Source organism: Nakamurella lactea DSM 19367 (assembly GCF_000426645.1).
Classification (GTDB): Bacteria; Actinomycetota; Actinomycetes; order Mycobacteriales; family Nakamurellaceae; genus Nakamurella; species Nakamurella lactea.
This window is the reverse complement of record NZ_AUFT01000020.1, coordinates 52,902-69,298: the sequence shown is the minus strand read 5'-3', so window position 1 is coordinate 69,298 and position 16,397 is coordinate 52,902. Positions and strand designations below refer to the sequence as shown.

The 16,397-nt window shown below is 67.8% G+C and carries 14 protein-coding genes; 5 read left to right on the top strand and 9 right to left on the bottom strand.

From position 1 onward, the window contains the following. Positions 1 to 66 precede the first annotated feature (66 nt). On the top strand, positions 67 to 1,356 hold the full coding sequence (locus tag K340_RS0118715) for a PQQ-dependent sugar dehydrogenase (RefSeq protein ID WP_051266832.1): 1,290 nt from the start codon (positions 67 to 69) through the stop codon (positions 1,354 to 1,356). Positions 1,357 to 1,443: 87 nt separating this feature from the next. Here the strand turns inward: K340_RS0118715 and gatB are convergent, their stop codons facing one another. The 3 genes from gatB to gatC are packed head-to-tail and all read right to left on the bottom strand — an operon-like array spanning position 1,444 to position 4,789. Continuing rightward, on the bottom strand, positions 1,444 to 2,958 hold the full coding sequence (gatB, locus tag K340_RS0118710; protein ID WP_029137832.1) for an Asp-tRNA(Asn)/Glu-tRNA(Gln) amidotransferase subunit GatB: 1,515 nt from the start codon (positions 2,956 to 2,958) through the stop codon (positions 1,444 to 1,446). After that, on the bottom strand, positions 2,955 to 4,478 hold the full coding sequence (gene gatA, locus K340_RS0118705; protein ID WP_029137831.1) for an Asp-tRNA(Asn)/Glu-tRNA(Gln) amidotransferase subunit GatA: 1,524 nt from the start codon (positions 4,476 to 4,478) through the stop codon (positions 2,955 to 2,957). Before gatA ends, gatB begins: the two co-directional genes overlap by 4 nt. Beyond that, the gene (gene gatC, locus K340_RS0118700; RefSeq protein ID WP_029137830.1) at positions 4,475 to 4,789 is read right to left on the bottom strand and encodes an Asp-tRNA(Asn)/Glu-tRNA(Gln) amidotransferase subunit GatC; all 315 of its coding nucleotides are present in this window, start codon (positions 4,787 to 4,789) and stop codon (positions 4,475 to 4,477) included. Before gatC ends, gatA begins: the two co-directional genes overlap by 4 nt. A gap of 312 nt (positions 4,790 to 5,101) precedes the next feature. Here gatC and K340_RS0118695 point away from each other — a divergent pair, with 312 nt between their 5' ends. Both K340_RS0118695 and K340_RS31420 read left to right on the top strand, forming a co-directional pair. Continuing rightward, complete coding sequence (locus tag K340_RS0118695) at positions 5,102 to 5,788, top strand: ACT domain-containing protein (protein WP_029137829.1); 687 nt, start codon at positions 5,102 to 5,104, stop codon at positions 5,786 to 5,788. Between the two features lie 245 nt (positions 5,789 to 6,033). Then, positions 6,034 to 7,464, top strand: coding sequence for a polysaccharide deacetylase family protein (locus K340_RS31420; protein ID WP_154674353.1), 1,431 nt, complete (start codon positions 6,034 to 6,036; stop codon positions 7,462 to 7,464). Positions 7,465 to 7,704: 240 nt separating this feature from the next. Here the strand turns inward: K340_RS31420 and K340_RS0118680 are convergent, their stop codons facing one another. After that, on the bottom strand, positions 7,705 to 7,890 hold the full coding sequence (locus tag K340_RS0118680) for a hypothetical protein (protein ID WP_029137828.1): 186 nt from the start codon (positions 7,888 to 7,890) through the stop codon (positions 7,705 to 7,707). A 1,442-nt stretch (positions 7,891 to 9,332) separates the two neighbouring features. On the opposite strand from K340_RS0118680, the gene K340_RS0118675 reads away from it, so the two are divergent. After that, positions 9,333 to 9,896, top strand: coding sequence for a hypothetical protein (locus tag K340_RS0118675; protein ID WP_154674352.1), 564 nt, complete (start codon positions 9,333 to 9,335; stop codon positions 9,894 to 9,896). 67 nt (positions 9,897 to 9,963) lie between these two features. Here the strand turns inward: K340_RS0118675 and ligA are convergent, their stop codons facing one another. Genes ligA through K340_RS0118660 form a run of 3 tightly spaced genes read right to left on the bottom strand, consistent with a single transcriptional unit; the run spans position 9,964 to position 13,996 of the window. Continuing rightward, a complete protein-coding gene (gene ligA, locus K340_RS0118670; protein ID WP_051266868.1) occupies positions 9,964 to 12,120 on the bottom strand; it encodes an NAD-dependent DNA ligase LigA in 2,157 nt (718 codons plus the stop codon). 45 nt (positions 12,121 to 12,165) lie between these two features. Further along, entirely contained in the window at positions 12,166 to 13,251 is a 1,086-nt protein-coding gene (locus K340_RS0118665) for an S-adenosylmethionine:tRNA ribosyltransferase-isomerase (RefSeq protein WP_029137825.1), read from the bottom strand. Between the two features lies 1 nt (position 13,252). Continuing rightward, the gene (locus K340_RS0118660; RefSeq protein WP_051266826.1) at positions 13,253 to 13,996 is read right to left on the bottom strand and encodes an SDR family NAD(P)-dependent oxidoreductase; all 744 of its coding nucleotides are present in this window, start codon (positions 13,994 to 13,996) and stop codon (positions 13,253 to 13,255) included. A 79-nt stretch (positions 13,997 to 14,075) separates the two neighbouring features. On the opposite strand from K340_RS0118660, the gene soxR reads away from it, so the two are divergent. Further along, a complete protein-coding gene (gene soxR / locus K340_RS0118655; protein WP_084614648.1) occupies positions 14,076 to 14,540 on the top strand; it encodes a redox-sensitive transcriptional activator SoxR in 465 nt (154 codons plus the stop codon). A 68-nt stretch (positions 14,541 to 14,608) separates the two neighbouring features. Here soxR and K340_RS0118650 read toward each other — a convergent pair whose 3' ends face one another. Continuing rightward, positions 14,609 to 15,820: an MFS transporter gene (locus K340_RS0118650; protein WP_029137822.1), complete on the bottom strand. Its 1,212-nt coding sequence runs from the start codon at positions 15,818 to 15,820 to the stop codon at positions 14,609 to 14,611. Positions 15,821 to 15,879: 59 nt separating this feature from the next. Then, a complete protein-coding gene (locus K340_RS31415) occupies positions 15,880 to 16,371 on the bottom strand; it encodes a MarR family winged helix-turn-helix transcriptional regulator (RefSeq protein ID WP_211229534.1) in 492 nt (163 codons plus the stop codon). Positions 16,372 to 16,397 lie beyond the last annotated feature (26 nt).

Sequence of the window (16,397 nt, the reverse complement as noted above, 5' to 3'; positions counted from 1 at the left end):
TGTCGTTCACCTCCGGGTTGACGATCCGCGCGTGCCGGGTCGCCCCGGCCCGTACCGTGGAGGGCGATGACCCGACCAACAGACTCCTCGCACCGGCGGCCGGCCGATCGGCGTCGGATCGCGTCCGCCCACCGACGTTGGGCGTTCACCGCCGCGGCCGCGACCTTGCTGCTGGTGCTCGCCGGCTGCGCCGACTTCTCCGGGCCGCAATCGTCCTACGGTGCGCAGCCGTCGCTGACCGAACCGGCGGCGGTGCCGGTGGAACCGTCCCAGCCGCGGGTCGGCCAGTCGTCGACCCCGTCCTCGCCCTCGTCGCCGACGACGCCCTCGTCCGGCCAGCCGCAGCCATCGTCATCGGCGAGCAGCAGCGCCGAGCTGGACCCGTGCACCCCCAGCGACCCGGCGGTGATCGCCGCGTGCCTGGACGCGCCCTGGGGGCTGGCGGTGTTCGCGGACGGTCAATCGGCACTGGTCGGCGAACGGACCACCGGCAAGATCCTGCGGATCGCGCCGAAGAAGGACCCGGTCGAGTACGCCACCGTCGACGGCATCGACGCCTCCGGATCGGGCGGACTGCTGGGGATCGCGTTCTCCCCGGCCTACGACGAGGACAGCCTCATCTACGCCTACGTCACCACCAAGACCGACAACCGGGTGCTGCGGCTGGCGCCGGGAGACACTCCCAAAGCGATCCTGACCGGCATTCCGAAAGGCAGCGACCACAACGGCGGGCGGATCGAGTTCGGCACCGACGGTCAGCTCTACATCGGCACCGGCGACGCCGGGAAGCCGGACCTGGCAGCAGACCCGAAGAGCCTGGCCGGCAAGGTGTTGCGGGTCGACGAGTTCGGCAAGCCGTCTAAGGGCAACCCGGATCCGACGTCGCCGGTGTTCGCCTCCGGCTTCACCGACGTGACCGGGATGTGCGCGCTCGGCTCGACCATGGGCGCCCTCGACCACCGGACCGGGCAGGACGTCCTGGTCGGGGTCAAGGCCGGCGGCAGCTACACGAAAGTGCCGTCCGGGCAGGCCGTCTGGACCTGGAAGCCGTCGCAGGGCGGCGCTGCGGACTGTTCGTTGGCGAGCGCCCAGCTCGGCTTCAGCTCGCTGGACGCGCAGCGCGTGGTGGCGATTCGGACGGATGCGAAGGGCAACTTCACCGGAAATCCGGAGACCCTGCTGGAGAAGAAGTACGGCCGGCTGCTGACCCTGACGCTCGGGGGCGCCGGCACCAAGGAAGAGATCTTCTGGGCGACCACGTCGAACAAGGATGGCAAGGGCAAGCCCACCGCCAGCGACGACCGGGTGATCGTGATCCCGGCCGGCGGTGGCGGCGGCAGCAACGGCCCGGACTGATCCCCGCAGAGCCTGCCGACGCCGAATGCACCGGAAGTGGCCCGTCACACCACTTTCGATGCACTCCAGCGTTCCCGCCGGCTCGGGTCAGCTATCGACGCCCAGCGTCTTGAGCACCAGCTCCCGCACCCGGCCGGCGTCGGCCTGACCGCGGGTCGCCTTCATCACCGCACCGAGGATGGCGCCGATCGCCTGCACCTTGCCGCTGCGAATCTTTTCCGCCACGTCGGGTTGCGCGGCCAGTGCGTCGTCGATCGCCTGCTGCAGCGGCGCATCGTCGCTGACCACCGCCAGCCCACGAGCGGCGATCACCTGGTCGGGCTCCCCCTCGCCCGCCAGCACGCCGTCGACCACCTGGCGGGCCAGCTTGGCCGTCAGCTTGCCGTCGTTCACCAAGCTGACCACCGCGGCCACCTGGGTCGGGCTGATCGGCAGTTCGGCCAACGTCACGCCGCGGTTGTTGGCCTGCTGCCCAAGATACGAACCCCACCAGGACCGGGCCTCGCCCGGCGAGGCACCGGCAGCGACCGTTTGCTCGACCAGCGAGACACCGTCCGCGGCCACCAGATCGCGCATCTCCAGGTCGGTGAAGCCCCACTCGGCCTGCTGCCGGGCGCGGCGCAGCCAGGGCAGCTCCGGCAGCGTGGCCCGCACCCGCTCGACCCATTCCCGTTCCGGCGTCACCGGAACCAGGTCGGGTTCCGGGAAATACCGGTAGTCCTCGGCGGTCTCCTTGGAACGCCCGGCAGCGGTGGTGCCGGTGGACTCGTCGAAGTGCCTGGTCTCCTGTTTGATCGTCTGCCCGGCGGCCAACCGCGCTGCCTGTCGGGTGATCTCGTAGCGCACGGCCCGTTCGACGCTGCGCAGCGAGTTCACGTTCTTGGTCTCCGTGCGGGTGCCGAACTCGGGGGCACCCTTCTCCATCAGCGAGAGGTTTGCATCGCAGCGCAGCGAGCCCTGGTCCATCCTGACGTCCGAGACGTCCAAAGCGGCCAGCAAATCGCGCAACGCCGCGACGTAGGCACGGGCCACTGCCGGCGCCGCCTTCCCGGTACCGGTCACCGGTTTGGTGACGATCTCGACCAGCGGCACGCCGGCTCGGTTGTAGTCCAGCAGCGAGTACTCGGCTCCGTGGATGCGACCGGTCGCGCCGCCGATGTGGGTGGACTTGCCGGTGTCCTCCTCCATGTGCGCCCGCTCGATCTCGATCCGGACGGTCTCCCCGTCGACATCGACATCCAGATAGCCGCCGAACGCGATCGGTTCGTCGTACTGCGAGATCTGGTAGTTCTTCGGCATGTCCGGGTAGTAGTAGTTCTTCCGGGAGAACCGGCACAGCTCGGCAATCTCGCAGTTCAGCGCCAGGCCGATCTTGATCGCGTATTCCACCGCCTGCCGGTTGACCGTCGGCATCGCCCCGGGCAGCGCCAGGCAGACCGGGCACACCTGGGTGTTCGGCGCGGCACCGAAACCGGTCGGGCACCCGCAGAACATCTTGGTGACGGTGCCCAGCTCGACGTGCACCTCGAGCCCGAGCACCGGGTCGAACCTCTCCAGCGCCTCGTCGTAATCCATCAACCCGCTGTCCATCAGCTCGCTCATCGAGCAGTCCCCTCCAGCGCCGGAATCTGCTGCGGCACAGTCGTTCCGTGTTCGGCCAGATAGCCGGCCTCGAAGGCGGCGGCCACCCGGTACATGCGTTCCTCGCCCAGCGCCGGCCCCATGATCTGCAGGCCCACCGGCAATCCGGTGTCGGCGGCGATCCCGCTGGGCACGCTCATCGCCGGGATGCCGGCCAGCGAACCGGGAATGGTCGCCAGGTCGTTGAGGTACATAGCCATCGGATCGTCGACCTTCTCGCCGATGCCGAAAGCGGTGGTCGGCGAGGCCGGCGAGATCAGCACATCCGCCTGCTGATAGGCCTTCTCGAAGTCCTGCCGGATCAGTGTGCGAACCTTCTGCGCCGAGCCGTAGTAGGCGTCGTAGTAGCCGGCGGACAATGCATAAGTGCCCAGGATGATCCGCCGCTTCACCTCGGCGCCGAAGCCGGCGCCGCGGGTCAGCGACATCACCTGCTCGGCCGATGCGGTGCCGTCATCCCCGATCCGTAGCCCGTAGCGCATGGCGTCGAACCTGGCCAGGTTCGAGCTGCATTCGCTGGGCAGGATCAGGTAGTAGGCCGCCAGCCCGTACTCGAAGTGCGGGCAGTCGACCTCGACGATCTCCGCACCGGCGGCCTGCAGTTGCTCGACCGCAGACCGGAAGGAACTCAGCACGCCGGGCTGGTAGCCCTGGCCGCCGAGCTGTTTCACCACGCCGATCTTCATCCCTGCGACGCCGTCAGCCTGGCCGCGCCGCACCGCGGCCACCACGTTCGGCACCGGCTGCGGGATCGAGGTGGCGTCCATCGGGTCGTGACCGGCGATCACCTCGTGCAACATCGCCGTGTCCAGCACGGTGCGTGCGCACGGACCCGGCTGGTCCAGCGAGGACGCGAGGGCGATCACGCCGTAGCGGGACACGCCGCCGTAGGTGGGCTTCGCGCCGACGGTGCCGGTGACCGACGCCGGCTGCCGGATCGAGCCACCGGTGTCCGTACCGATGGCCAGTGGCGCCTCGAAGGCGGCCAGCGCGGCTGACGAACCACCGCCCGAGCCGCCGGGGATCTTGGACAGGTCCCAAGGGTTACGGGTGGGGCCGTAGGCCGAGTTCTCGGTCGAGCTGCCCATGGCGAACTCGTCCATGTTCGTCTTACCCAGGATCACGATGCCCGCGTCCAGCAGCTTCCGGGTGATGGTCGCGTCGTAGGGCGGGAGCCAACCCTCGAGAATCTTCGACCCGGCGGTGGTCGGCACCCCCTTCTGCACCACGATGTCCTTGAGCGCCAACGGGACTCCGGCCAGCGGCGACGCCGACTGCTCCCCCGCGTCGAACGCCCGGTCGACCTCGGCCGCCTGGGCCAGCGCCAGCTCGTCGGAGACATGCAGGAAGGCATGCACGTCGGGATCGACGGCACCGATCCGATCGAGGTGCGCCCGAGTCACCTCCACCGCGCTGACCTCACGGGACGCGATGGCGGAGGCCAGCTCCGCGGCGCTGCGCCGGGTCAGGTCGGCGCTCATGCTTCCTCGCCCAGGATCTGCGGGACGCGGAACCGGCCCTCGTAGGAGGCGGGCGCGGACGCCAGTGCCGCGGCGTGCGGCAGGCACGGCACCTCGACGTCGTCCCGGAAGACATTGGTCTGCGGCACGGCGTGGGTGGTGGGCTCGACGTCGTCGCCGGCCACCTCACCGACCCTGGCCACCGAGTGCAGGATCACGCCGAGCTGACCGAGGTAGGTATCAAGCTCGGCGTCGGTCAGTTCCAGCCTCGACAGGTGTGCCAGATGAGCCACGTCATCCCTGGTCAGCGCGGGTTCGTCGGCAGTGGTCACTACTCTCCCAGGTGTCCGGTCGCGGGCCGGCCGGATCATCGGCCGCCCGTCAGCGGTCTCGGGACCGTCGGGCCCCGATCGTTCGACTCGATCCTAGTGCCGGGCCGGCAGCCGTCCCTGCGCTGGTTCCCGCCGGGCTCGCCACGGTTCGGTCGGGCTCGGGTGCCCGGTGTGATCTGCTGGTAACCCAGGCGACTCCCGAAGACCGGGGCTCACTGGCAGCATGTGGGTAAACGCGCAGCACGAGCGCACACGGCGGCGAGCCCCGCCGGGCCGCGGCACCGCCGGGCAACGTCGAAGGGAGAGCACACCGTGTCCTATCTGATGCGCGTCGAGCTCCCCGACCGGCCGGGCGCCCTGGGCGCTGTCGCGACCGCGCTGGGCACCATCGACGCCGACATCCTGGCGATGGACGTCGTCGAACGGGCGGGCGGGCGGGCCGTCGACGACCTGGTGGTCGAATTGCCGCGCAGCCGGGCGGCCGATGCGCTGATCACCGCGGCCGAATCGGTCCCCGGGGTGCGGGTCGATTCGGTGCGCCCCGACCCCGGAGTTGCCGATTCGCACCGCGAATGGGAGATGGTCGAGGCCATTGCCGCCGATCCGGACCACGCCGTCGAGACTCTCGCCGAGCTGCTGCCCGATGTGTTGCGGGTCGGTTGGGCGGCGGTGGTGAAGGCGCCGCTGTCCGGCGAGGTCGAGGTACTGGCCACCGGCGGCGGGGCGCCGGACTTCGCGGGCGTGGTGCCCGGCTGGGCACCGCTGACCCGAGCCACCGAACTCGACGCCGACGATCACTGGGTGCCGGAGTCGTGGCGAATGGTCGGCACCGAGTTGGCCGCAGCGCCGATCGGGTCGGCCGATGTCTGCGTCATTGTCGGCCGGCCCGGCGGGCCGGTCCTTCGCCGCACGGAGATCGCCAAGCTCGCCCATCTGGGCATGCTGGCCGCGGTCATCTCCGGCCGGGCACCGGCGTTGCACCGCTGGGACCGCAGCTGACGGCTGGCTCCCCCGGGTGTGCCTCATCGCGCCGCTGGATGTGACGCCGGTCGCAGTCTGTGCGGCTGCTGTGCGTGTGGGACCGGCCCGCCACCGGCCGGAGGCGCAAGATGGACGGGCGGGGCGGAGCGGGATGGATCTTCGCAGGCAACCTCGGGCGGTCCCGGGACGTCCTGTCACCGTCGGGGAAATCCACAGGATTCCGCGGCCGGGCCATCGCCCGGCCGGGGAGAAGGAGTGATCGCGTGCGTTCTCGCACCAGGATGTTGGCCGTCGCGGTCGGCGTATCGACCGCACTGTTGGCAGGCGCCTGCTCGTCGTCGGACAGCGCTGCGCCGGTGACCGTGACGAGCAACGTCACCGTCGCGCCGACGAACGCGGCACCCAGCGAGGACGCCAACGGCAGACCCGTCCAATCGTCGTCGGCCTCGGGCGGGTCGGCGACCTCCGGCTCCGCCGACGGAGCCGGCAGCTCGACCGCAGGGAGCAGTTCGGGTACTGGGACGAGCGGCACCTCGACGGCACCGTCGAGCGCCACCGGCCCGACGACGGCGACGTCATCGTCCGCCGGCCCGGCCGGCACCGGCAGTTTCGACCACCCGAAGGACGGTGTCGCGCTGCCCGACGGATTCGTGCCGACGAAGCTCAAGGCGGGCGAGAAGCCGCCGCAGTTCATCGTCGTCAGCTTCGACGGCGTCGGCTGGGACGAGAAGTGGCAGTACTGGTTCGACATGGCGAAGAAGGTGCCGTTCCGATTCACCGGGTTTCTGTCCGGCACTTACATGCTCACCGAAGCGACCAAGGACCACTACCAGGGACCGGGTCATCAGCCGGGCGCCTCGGACATCAACTGGAACCTGCCGGCCGATCTGCCGGTGGAGATCAACGACCTGAACCATTCGCTGGACATCGGCAACGAGGTCGGGACGCACTTCAACGGGCACTTCTGCGGAGCCGGCGGAGGCGACAGCTGGACGGCGGCCGACTGGAACACCGAACTCGATCAGTTCTTCGCGCTCATCAAGAACTACAAGGCGAACAATCCGACTCAGCAACTGCCGACGCTGAAGGTGACGAAGAACGACATCCGCGGCGAGCGGACGCCCTGCCTGGAGGGCCACATCGAGGACCTGTTCCCCGCGCTGGCGCAGCACAACATGATCTACGACTCGTCGTTCACCCGGCGCGGCATCTCCTGGCCCACCCAGTCGCCGACCAACAAGATCTGGCAGATCGGGATGGCCGAATACCCGATGCACGGCACCATCACCGGCAACACGGATCTGGATCCGAGTCAGCGCACCCAGCACGTGCAGATCACCATGGACTACAACTTCTATTACAGCCAGGAGAAGGCCGGCGTCGACGGCCTGCCCAGCAAAGAACAGTCGCAGAAGGACATGGACCAGGTGGTCGCCACCTACAACGACATGTACAACGACACCTTCAACGGCAACCGGGCGCCGCTGATCCTCGGCAACCACTTCAACCAGTGGAACAATAACGCCTACTCCGACGCCATCGGCAAGTTCGTCCAGGAGACCTGCGGCAAGGCAGACACCGAATGCGTGCCGTTCCGCGATCTGATCGCCTGGATGGAGGTTCAGGACCCGGCGCGGCTGGCTCAGCTGCAGGCGCAGGCTCCGGAGCTGGGCAAGACTACGGGAGGGAGTTGAGGAATATTCGTTCAGGCGATTGACACCTGCGGTCGCCAGCGGTTTGGGCTCTTCGCAATCGACGGATGCTCCTATCTTGACAACCCGCAGTCCGTTCGTTTGCGAGGTAGTCGCGGTAGGTGATCTTCTCGCGGTCCGAGGAGTGGCCAGGCTCGATGTGGGACTCGGTGGAGATAGACCAGTGCAGGTCTCTGGCGGCTGTGTCGATGGTGAGCCCGATGGCCTGATCGGTGTGCATGATCACTCCGGCGATGGCCTCTTTCCCCCGCGTACCGCTACCGGCATCAACGGCGCCCCGTAGGTCAGCTCGGCGCCGGGGTGCTCGCCGACAGCGAGCCCGACGATCCGCCTCGAGGACATGTCCAGCACGGAGTCTAGGTGGAGCTTGCCCGCCCCCGTTTCCACCGCGGTGCCATCGTCCAGCATCAAGGTTCCGTCAGGCTCCCGTGCCGCGCGGCGATCCAAAAGCTGCCCCCGTCGTAGTCACTGACGCGACCGGCCTGTACCAGCCCTCCGACTGGCCGATCCCGGACTCACAATCCGTCCCGTCGGGGACTGCGCCGCCAGATCGGCGAGCACCCGAGCCAGCTCGTGCGCCCACGTCCCGCCCCAGGTATCCGCCAACACCTCGGTGACCTGCGAAGAAATCGCCGATTGCGTTCCCTCGACGGCTTGGCACCCCTCGCAAGGTCCACTATCTGTTGCGGGACAGGCGCTTTCACTACACCAGGGCAGGGTCGCGAAACCCTCACCAACATCCTGGCCTGTCTCCGAGTGGCCAAAATACATAACGATTCTGCAACAGTTGCCGTTGGCAATCATCGAAGCAGACTAGTGTTCAGCGCATTCACTGCCAGTGAACGCGCCCGATTGATCCGTATCGGTATCGGAGGCCAACATGTTCAGGTTGTCTCTAACGCGGCAGTTGCGAACTGTTGTCGCGGGTGCGGCGATCCTGCTCCTCACGGCAGCACTGAGCCAGTCGGACGCACAGGCCGCCGGCCTGGAATCGGGAGTGGCGGAAGCCCCAGCGACAGCACGCTCGTGAATGCGGCCCTTGAGTCCGTCCAGATAACTCCTATCAGCAGTGCATTCCTTCAGGAAACGAACCAACTAGAGGTCCGCGTCCGGCCCGATCAGGTGCAGGCGTCGATGGACGCTGTCGGAGACTTTCCCAGTGTCACAGTGCTTGGAGTCTCTGTTCAACCCGCGACGTGCAATACGACCCTCGGCCACCTTACCTGTACCAGTCCGTTCAGGGGCGGCATCTGGATGTCTGGTTGCTCAGGTGGCTTTATGGTCCATAGCGTGACTGACAATATGCCATACATTCTCTCGGCCGGGCATTGCACCACGTCCGGCGACGTTGATTCGAAGTACGGTCTACGGTTGTCGGATCTTGTTCAACGACTGCTCGGAAAGAGTCACAAATCGATATATATTCCGTCGAAGGGTCAGGACTACGGGATCGTCCACCTGACCAATACAGCGTCTTGGGGAAATGGTACGAACAATTCGGAAAGGCCTATACAGACTGGACTCTCAAAGCGTGACACGGCGATAGCGGCGGACCGGTGTACATCGCAGGCGCGGGGTATGCGGTTGTTTCAGCCATCGTGAATGAAGTAAACGGCTGCGTTACCGGGCAGCTAGGACAGTATATGGTAGGTTCGCGACTCGACACAGCCCTTGCAGCATTACACGTCGACTTGAACTAAACGACAATTCACGAAACCCGTCGTCGCACGTTTCGCAGAGTCATAATGAAGGCGGCGAGTGTGTCCGTCGTAAACGAAGCTATCATAGGATAGCATTATTTCAACAGTCTCTCACTTCATACCAGAGGACGCCGGGAGGATGTGATACGAATGACCGACAGTCCAAACAAGGAACCAGGAGTTCGATTCACAGGACGGCGAATGTGGTTGCCGATTGGCGCCGCAGTACTCGTTGCTGCCGTCGTCGTCGTCCTCATAACACGAGCGAACTCGCCGCAACAGTCCACGACGACAAGCGAACCGTGGAATGGGGAGCTGCTGATGTGCGGTGGCCCGCTTCCCTCGGCTGTCGAATTGGACGTGTCGGCAACGTACTCCTTGTCCAGGCTCGGCATTGCGATGAATCTGCGCAACGACTCGGATCAGTCGATCACCGCCCCGGGCATCGTCGATGCCGCGTTCGTGAACGGTGCACGGATCGTCGGCTTCGCCGGCACTCCTGCGATCGAGTTGCCTGACGTCACCCTGCGGCCGGGTACCGTCGGCGTTGTGGAGGTCGGAGCAATCCCACTCGACTGCGGCGGGCAGAGTTTGACCAATGGCGACTACGATTTCGCAGTCAAGTTGAGAGTTACTGTCGGAGCCGACGAAGAATACACTTTGCTCATGGCCACGGCCACAGTACGAGACGGAGCCGTCACCGCGATTCGATAGAGCGATCGTTCGATTCACGGTCGACGCGTTGGGCGCTCAAGAGGCTGTGCCAGGCGTCCGCAAATCTTCAGGCCTCGCCGATCTGCGCCACCTCGCGGGCCGCATCTGGGCCGGAGTCCAGCAGCACCCGGAACCCGTCCTCGTCGAGCACCGGTACCTTCAGCGAGACCGCCTTGTCGTACTTGGATCCCGGCGCATCACCGACCACCACGAAGCTGGTCTTGGCCGAAACCGAGGCCGCGGCCTTGGCACCGCGTTCCAGCAGTGCCGCCTTCGCCTCATCGCGGGAAAATCCCTGCAGCGAACCGGTGACCACCACCGTCAGCCCGGCCAGGGTTTGCTCCGGACGGTCGGACACATCGTCAGCCATTCGTACCCCGGCCGCCGCCCACTTCTCGACAATCCTGACGTGCCAATCGATCTCGAACCAGGCGGCGACCGCGGTGGCGATGGTCGGACCGACCCCTTCCACCGCGGCCAGCTGCTCCGGATCGTCGGCAGCCGCCGCCCGGATGGCGTCCAGCGAGCCGAAATGCTGGGCCAGCGCCCTGGCCGCGGTCGGCCCGACGTGCCGGATGGACAGCGCCACCAGCACCCGCCACAGCGGCTGATCCTTGCGCTGGGCAAGATTCTCCAGCAGTTTGCGGCCGTTCGCCGACAGCGCGCCGGCCTTGGTGGTGAACAGCGGCGCCCGCAACAGGTCCGCCTCGGTCAGATCGAAGACGTCGCCCTCGTCGGTGATCACCCCGGCCTTGAGCAGCGCGGCGGCCGCCTCGCCGCCCATCGCCTCGATGTCGAATCCGCCTCGACTGGCCAGGTGGTACACCCGCTCCAGCAGCTGGGCCGGGCAACTCTGGGCGTTCGGGCAGCGCAGATCGACGTCGCCCTCCTTCTGCGCCGCCAGCTGGGTGCCGCAGGCCGGGCAATGCGTCGGCATGACGAACTCGCGCAGCTCCCGTCCCTCCCGCAGGTCGACCACCGGGCCGAGCACCTCGGGGATGACGTCGCCGGCCTTGCGGATCACCACCGTGTCGCCGATCAGTACGCCCTTGCGCTTCACCTCGTCGGCATTGTGCAGGGTCGCCCTGGCCACGGTGGATCCCGCGACCAGTACCGGCTCCAGCACCGCGAACGGAGTGACCCGGCCGGTCCGGCCCACGTTCACCGCGATGTCGGTGAGCACGGTGGTGACCTCTTCCGGCGGGTATTTGTAGGCGATCGCCCAGCGCGGCGCCCGCGACGTGCTGCCCAGCCGGCGCTGCAGGGCGATCTGGTCGACCTTGACCACCAGGCCGTCGATGTCGTGTTCCACCTCGTGCCGGTGCTCGGCCCAGTAGCCGATCCGGTCGATCACCTCGGCGGTGCGCTCGACCACCAAGTTGTGGTCGGACACCGGCAGCCCCCAGGCCCGTAGCCGCTCGTACGCCTGCGACTGCCGGTCGATCTCGAAGCCCTTCCGGGCACCGATCCCGTGACACAGCATGGTCAGTGGGCGGGAGGCGGTGACCTTCGGATCCTTCTGCCGCAGCGACCCGGCCGCCGAATTCCGCGGATTCGCGAACGGCGGCTTGCCGGCAGCGACCAGCTGCGCGTTCAACTCGGCGAACCCGGCCAGCGGAAAGAACACCTCGCCGCGGATCTCCACCAACTCCGGGATGTCATGTCCTCCGTCGTCCCGCAATTGGTCCGGAATCGCCTTGATGGTGCGGACATTCAGCGTCACGTCCTCCCCCACCCGACCGTCGCCGCGGGTGGCGGCCTTCGTCAGCCGCCCGTTGCGGTAGGTGAGCGAGATGGCCAGACCGTCGATCTTCAGCTCGGTGAGCCAGGCGATGCCGTCGCCGGCGTCGCGCACGGTGCGATCCAACCAGGCGTTCATCTCGTCGGCGGAGAAAACGTTGTCCAGGCTGAGCATCCGTTCGGCATGCTCATAGGGAGCGAAACCGGTGGCGAACCCGCCACCCACCCGCTGGGTCGGCGAGTCCGGGGTGACCAGCGACGGGTGCTCGGCCTCGATCGCCTCCAGTTCCCGCAGCAGCGTGTCGAACTCGATGTCGGCCATGGTCGGCGAGTCGAGCACGTAGTAGCGGAACTGGGCGGCGGTGATCTTCTCGGCCAGTTCGTCGTAGTGCCGCCGGACCTCGGGCGGCACATCGCCCTCCGGCAGGTCAACCCCCGCCGCCGCCGCCGCTGCCTTATTGCCGTCGCCGCCTGTCCTCGCCACGCCGGTCACTGTACGTCGCAGCTCCGACGGCCGGGCGGATCAGCGTCACCGCGTCGGCAACAGCAGCGCGGAGTCACCGAATTCGTGCCAGAGGTAACCGCCTGCCACCGCGGCGTCGTAGGCGGCCTGGGTCAGCGCGGCCCCCGCGACCGCTTCCACCAACAGCAGATGCGAAGCCTGCGGGTTGTGCCAACCGGTGATCAGTCCGTCCACCACCCGCGGCGGGTCGTCCGGGGTGATCACCCGATCGGTCCAGCCCCCTGCCGGACCGATCCGGCCGTCCGCGGCGACCGCGGACTCCAGCGCGCGGGTGACGGTGGTGCCGACGGCGACCACTCGTCCACCGTCCCGCCGGGTTGCCGCGACCTGGCGCGCGGTGGCGGCCGAAACCTCGAACCGCTCGGCCTGCGGTCCTTCGCCGACGTCCTGGGACGACACCCCGGTATGCAGGGTGATGGTGGCGATACCGATGCCGTGCGCTGCCACCGCGTTGACCAGTCGCCGGGTGAACGGACGCCCGGCGGACGGCATCTCGACGCTCCCGGGACGGTCGCCGAACAGTGTCTGGTAGTCGTCCAGCGGATATCGCCGATCCAGGTAGCCGTAGCTGATGGGTCTGCCCTCGGCGAGCAGTGCCGCGCCCAGATCGCCGTCGATGTCGGTGCGCCACAACCGGTTCCCGGAACCGGTGGGTGACGAGTCCGGCCGCGGGTAGGGCTCCCGCAGGGTTGCCTGCAGGTCGGCGACGGTCAGCCGTTCACCGCGATGGGCGTCCAGGATCGGTTCGGCGGCATCCGGTGCGGTGCGCAGCTCGAGCACCCAACTGCCGTCATCCAACGCGGTGGCGGCGTGCACGACGATCGGTCCGTGGCGGGCGAGCAGACCGTCGGCCTCGGCAGCGATCGTCGCCGAGTCGTTGACCACCAACAGATCTCCGGACCGGAGTTGGTCCGGTAGCTCCCGGAACCGCAGGTGGCGGATCTCCGGTTCTGCAGCCGGGCCGTCATCCCCGCCCCGCGCGACCAACATACGCACCGCGTCCCTGGCCAGCCCGCGGCTCTCCGGCGGGCCGGGTGCGGTGAGCTCGTCGGGCTCGGCGAACCGGGTCGTCGGCAGCAGCAGCGCGGCCATTTCAGCTCACCCGTCCCGGTGCCGCCGCGATGTCCGCCGCTCGGTATCGACCCGAGGGTGGGCGCGCGGCCAGCAGTGCCAGCAGCTGCGGTACCACCGTCTCCGGCAGCGGCCGGTCCGAGATGTCCTCGCCGAGGAAGGCGTCCTGGTGCATCTGGGTACGCATGTCACCCGGATCCACCGCGTAGGCGGTGAGCGGCGATTCGGTGCCGAAAGTCAGGGTGAGGTGATCCAGGGCCGCCTTGCTCGCGCCGTACCCTCCCCAGCCCTGGTAGTGCTCGAGAGCGGCGTCAGACGAGATGGACAGCAGCACCCCGTCTGAGGCCAGCAGCGGTTCGAGCAGCAACTGGGTCAGCGCGAGCGGGGCGTCGACGTTGGTGGCCCAGACCGCCCGCAGCTGGTCGGCCCCGAGCTCCCGCAGCGGCCGCAACGGCACCGGGCCGAGCGAACTGGCGTTGTGGACCAGCAGGTCTAGCCGGCCCAACCGGCGGACCTCGGCGGCCAAGGCCTGTCGGTGGTCGGGGTCGCCGACGTCGCCGACGATGCCGTTCAGCCGGTCGGGATGCGTGGCGATCAGCTCGGCCAGCCGGCCCGGGCCGCGGGCGTCGGTCACCACGGTCCAGCCCGCGGCCGCCAATCCGGTGGCCAACGCCCGACCGAGGCCGGCCGACCCGCCGGTGATCAGTGCCACCGGTTCCTCGGCCCGTTGGTTTCCGTTCCTGCCCTGCTTGACGTTTCCACTCATGTCCGCCAGTGTTGAAGTTGAAGTCAACTTCATGTCAAGGGTCGGACAACATTCTTTCGAGGAGCTTCTCGTGCACACCATGGACATGCTCGGGGTCGGCGAGGTGGCGGCCCGCAGCGGGTTCGCCGCGTCAGCCCTGCGGTACTACGAGAGCCAGGGGTTGATCCACGCCGTCCGGAACTCCGGTGGCCAGCGCCGGTTCGAACGCAACGTGTTACGTCGGCTGGCCTTCATCCGGGCGGCCAGCAACGTCGGCCTGAGCCTGGACGAGATCAGGGTCGAACTGGCCAAGCTGCCCGACAACCGCACCCCGAACAAGGCGGACTGGGAGCGGATCTCGCAGCACTGGCGGGGTCGACTCGACCAGCAGATCGCCGCACTCGAACGCCTCCGTGACGGGTTGACCTCGTGCATCGGCTGCGGTTGCCTGTCGTTGCAACGCTGCGCCTTCTCCAACCCGAACGATGTGGGGGCCGGCAGCGACCGGGCGCCGGGAGCGACCCTGCTGCCTGCGCTGTTGCGCCGCGCCCCCACCAAGGCGTAGCGGGGTTGTCCCGCCCGAGCGGGACAACCCCGCTACGCCTCCAGGGGGACAACCGCGCCCTGATCCGGTCAGGAGTCGGCGAGGGTGAGGTCCTCGGCCTCTTCCTGAGAATCGGCCGGGGGGACCATGTGCTCGACGTCGACGTTCGCGAACAGCCGCCGCCGCACCACCAACAGCAGAGCGCCCAACAACACCGCGCCGGCCCCGACCCAGAACGGCAGATGCGGGCTCACCTCTTCGCCGAGCTTTCCGGCCAGCCACGGGGCGATCGCCCCGCCGCCGAACCGGACGAAGCTGTAGGCCGCCGACGCGACCGGGCGTTCCACCGGCGCCACCTTCATCACGATCTCGGTGACGAGGGTGTTGTTGATCCCCAGGAACAGACCGCCGACGACCACACAGACGATCAGTGCCGGGTTGTTGTCGGTGAAGATCGCCATCGCCGCCAGCACCACGCTGAGCCCGGTCAATGCGCCGACCACCGAGGGCAGGCTGCCGAATCGTGCCTGCAGTCTCGGCGCGACGAAGACCGAGGTGATGGCCAGCGCGATGCCCCAGCCACAGAAGATCAGGCCGATCCTGATCGCGCTCATGTTCAGCACGAACGGGGTGAAGGCGAGCAGGGTGAAGAAACCGAAGTTGTACAGCAGCGCGGTGATCGCGACGGTGAGCAGTCCCTGATGCTTGAGCGCCCGGAACGGATCACCCAGCCGGATCGGTTTCGGCTTGATGTGCGTCGCCGGGAGCAGGAAGGTGGTGACGACCAGCGCGATCGCCATCAGCACCCCGACGCCGAAGAACGGGCCGCGCCAGGAGATGTTGCCGAGCAGGCCGCCGATCAGCGGTCCGACCGCGATGCCGACACCCAACGCGGCCTCGTACAGGATGATCGCCTGACCGACAGAGCCCTTGGCGGACGCCACGATGGTGGACAGCGCGGTGGCCACGAACAGCGCATTGCCCAGACCCCAGAGCCCGCGCCAGCCGATGATGCCGGTGATCGAGCCACTGGCCCCGGCCAGCACCGAGCCGACGATGATCACCGCGAGGCCGAGCAGCAGGGTGTTCTTGGCGCCCAGCCGGCTGGACACCCAGCCGGTGATCAGCATGGCCACGGCCATCACCACCATGTAGCTGGTGAACAGCAGCGACACCTGCGAGGCGCTGGCGTTGAGTTGCCCGGCGATCGGCTTGAGGATCGGGTCCACCAGGCCGATCCCCATGAAGGCGATCACGCAGGCGAAAGCCACCGCCCACACCGCTTTCGGCTGACGCCACATGCTCGGCGGCGCATCCGTTGGATCGGTCTTCGACAGCGAGGCTGACGACGCTGTGGGTGTCATTCGGTGCTACTTTCCTGATCGCTGCGTACTTCTGTGGCGGGTGTTTCGGACTGGGGAGCGCCGAGGCTGTTCAGCAGCCGACGCAGGGCGGGGACGGCCGCGGCGATCCGCCGGCGCTCGAGGGCGGACATAGCAGCCAGCTCCGGGGCGACAACGTCCGTCCTGGCCTGCCTGATGCTCCGCAGGGCGATGACGCCGGATCCGCTGAGGCTGATCTGCACTGCCCTGGCGTCATCCGGATCTGGGGTCCGACAGATCAGTCCGGCGTCGTCCAGCCGTCGCAGCTGCTGAGTGATCGTCGGCTGGCTGCTGTGGTCGGCGGCGGCCAGCTCTGAGATCCTGGCCGGCCCGTGCAGGTCGATCAGGCTGAGCAGCCTGGCCTGCGCATACGGCACCGGCAGGTCCGCCCTGGCGGTTGCCCAGCGGTTCAGACCCGCCAGCACCGTCAGCAGTTCGGATCCGAGCTCGTCGGACGCGCTGTCGCTCACGTTCCTCGACATTACATAGGTTACCT

Coding starts and splice junctions, on each gene's coding strand:
- gatA (WP_029137831.1), bottom strand. CDS start 4,478: ATGAGCGCCGACCTGACCCGGCGCAGCGCCGCGGAGCTGGCCTCCGCC.
- gatB (WP_029137832.1), bottom strand. CDS start 2,958: ATGAGCGAGCTGATGGACAGCGGGTTGATGGATTACGACGAGGCGCTG.
- soxR (WP_084614648.1), top strand. CDS start 14,076: ATGGACATGCTCGGGGTCGGCGAGGTGGCGGCCCGCAGCGGGTTCGCC.
- K340_RS0118715 (WP_051266832.1), top strand. CDS start 67: ATGACCCGACCAACAGACTCCTCGCACCGGCGGCCGGCCGATCGGCGT.
- K340_RS0118675 (WP_154674352.1), top strand. CDS start 9,333: ATGACCGACAGTCCAAACAAGGAACCAGGAGTTCGATTCACAGGACGG.
- K340_RS0118665 (WP_029137825.1), bottom strand. CDS start 13,251: ATGGCCGCGCTGCTGCTGCCGACGACCCGGTTCGCCGAGCCCGACGAG.
- K340_RS0118680 (WP_029137828.1), bottom strand. CDS start 7,890: ATGCTGGACGATGGCACCGCGGTGGAAACGGGGGCGGGCAAGCTCCAC.
- K340_RS0118660 (WP_051266826.1), bottom strand. CDS start 13,996: ATGAGTGGAAACGTCAAGCAGGGCAGGAACGGAAACCAACGGGCCGAG.
- K340_RS0118650 (WP_029137822.1), bottom strand. CDS start 15,820: ATGTGGCGTCAGCCGAAAGCGGTGTGGGCGGTGGCTTTCGCCTGCGTG.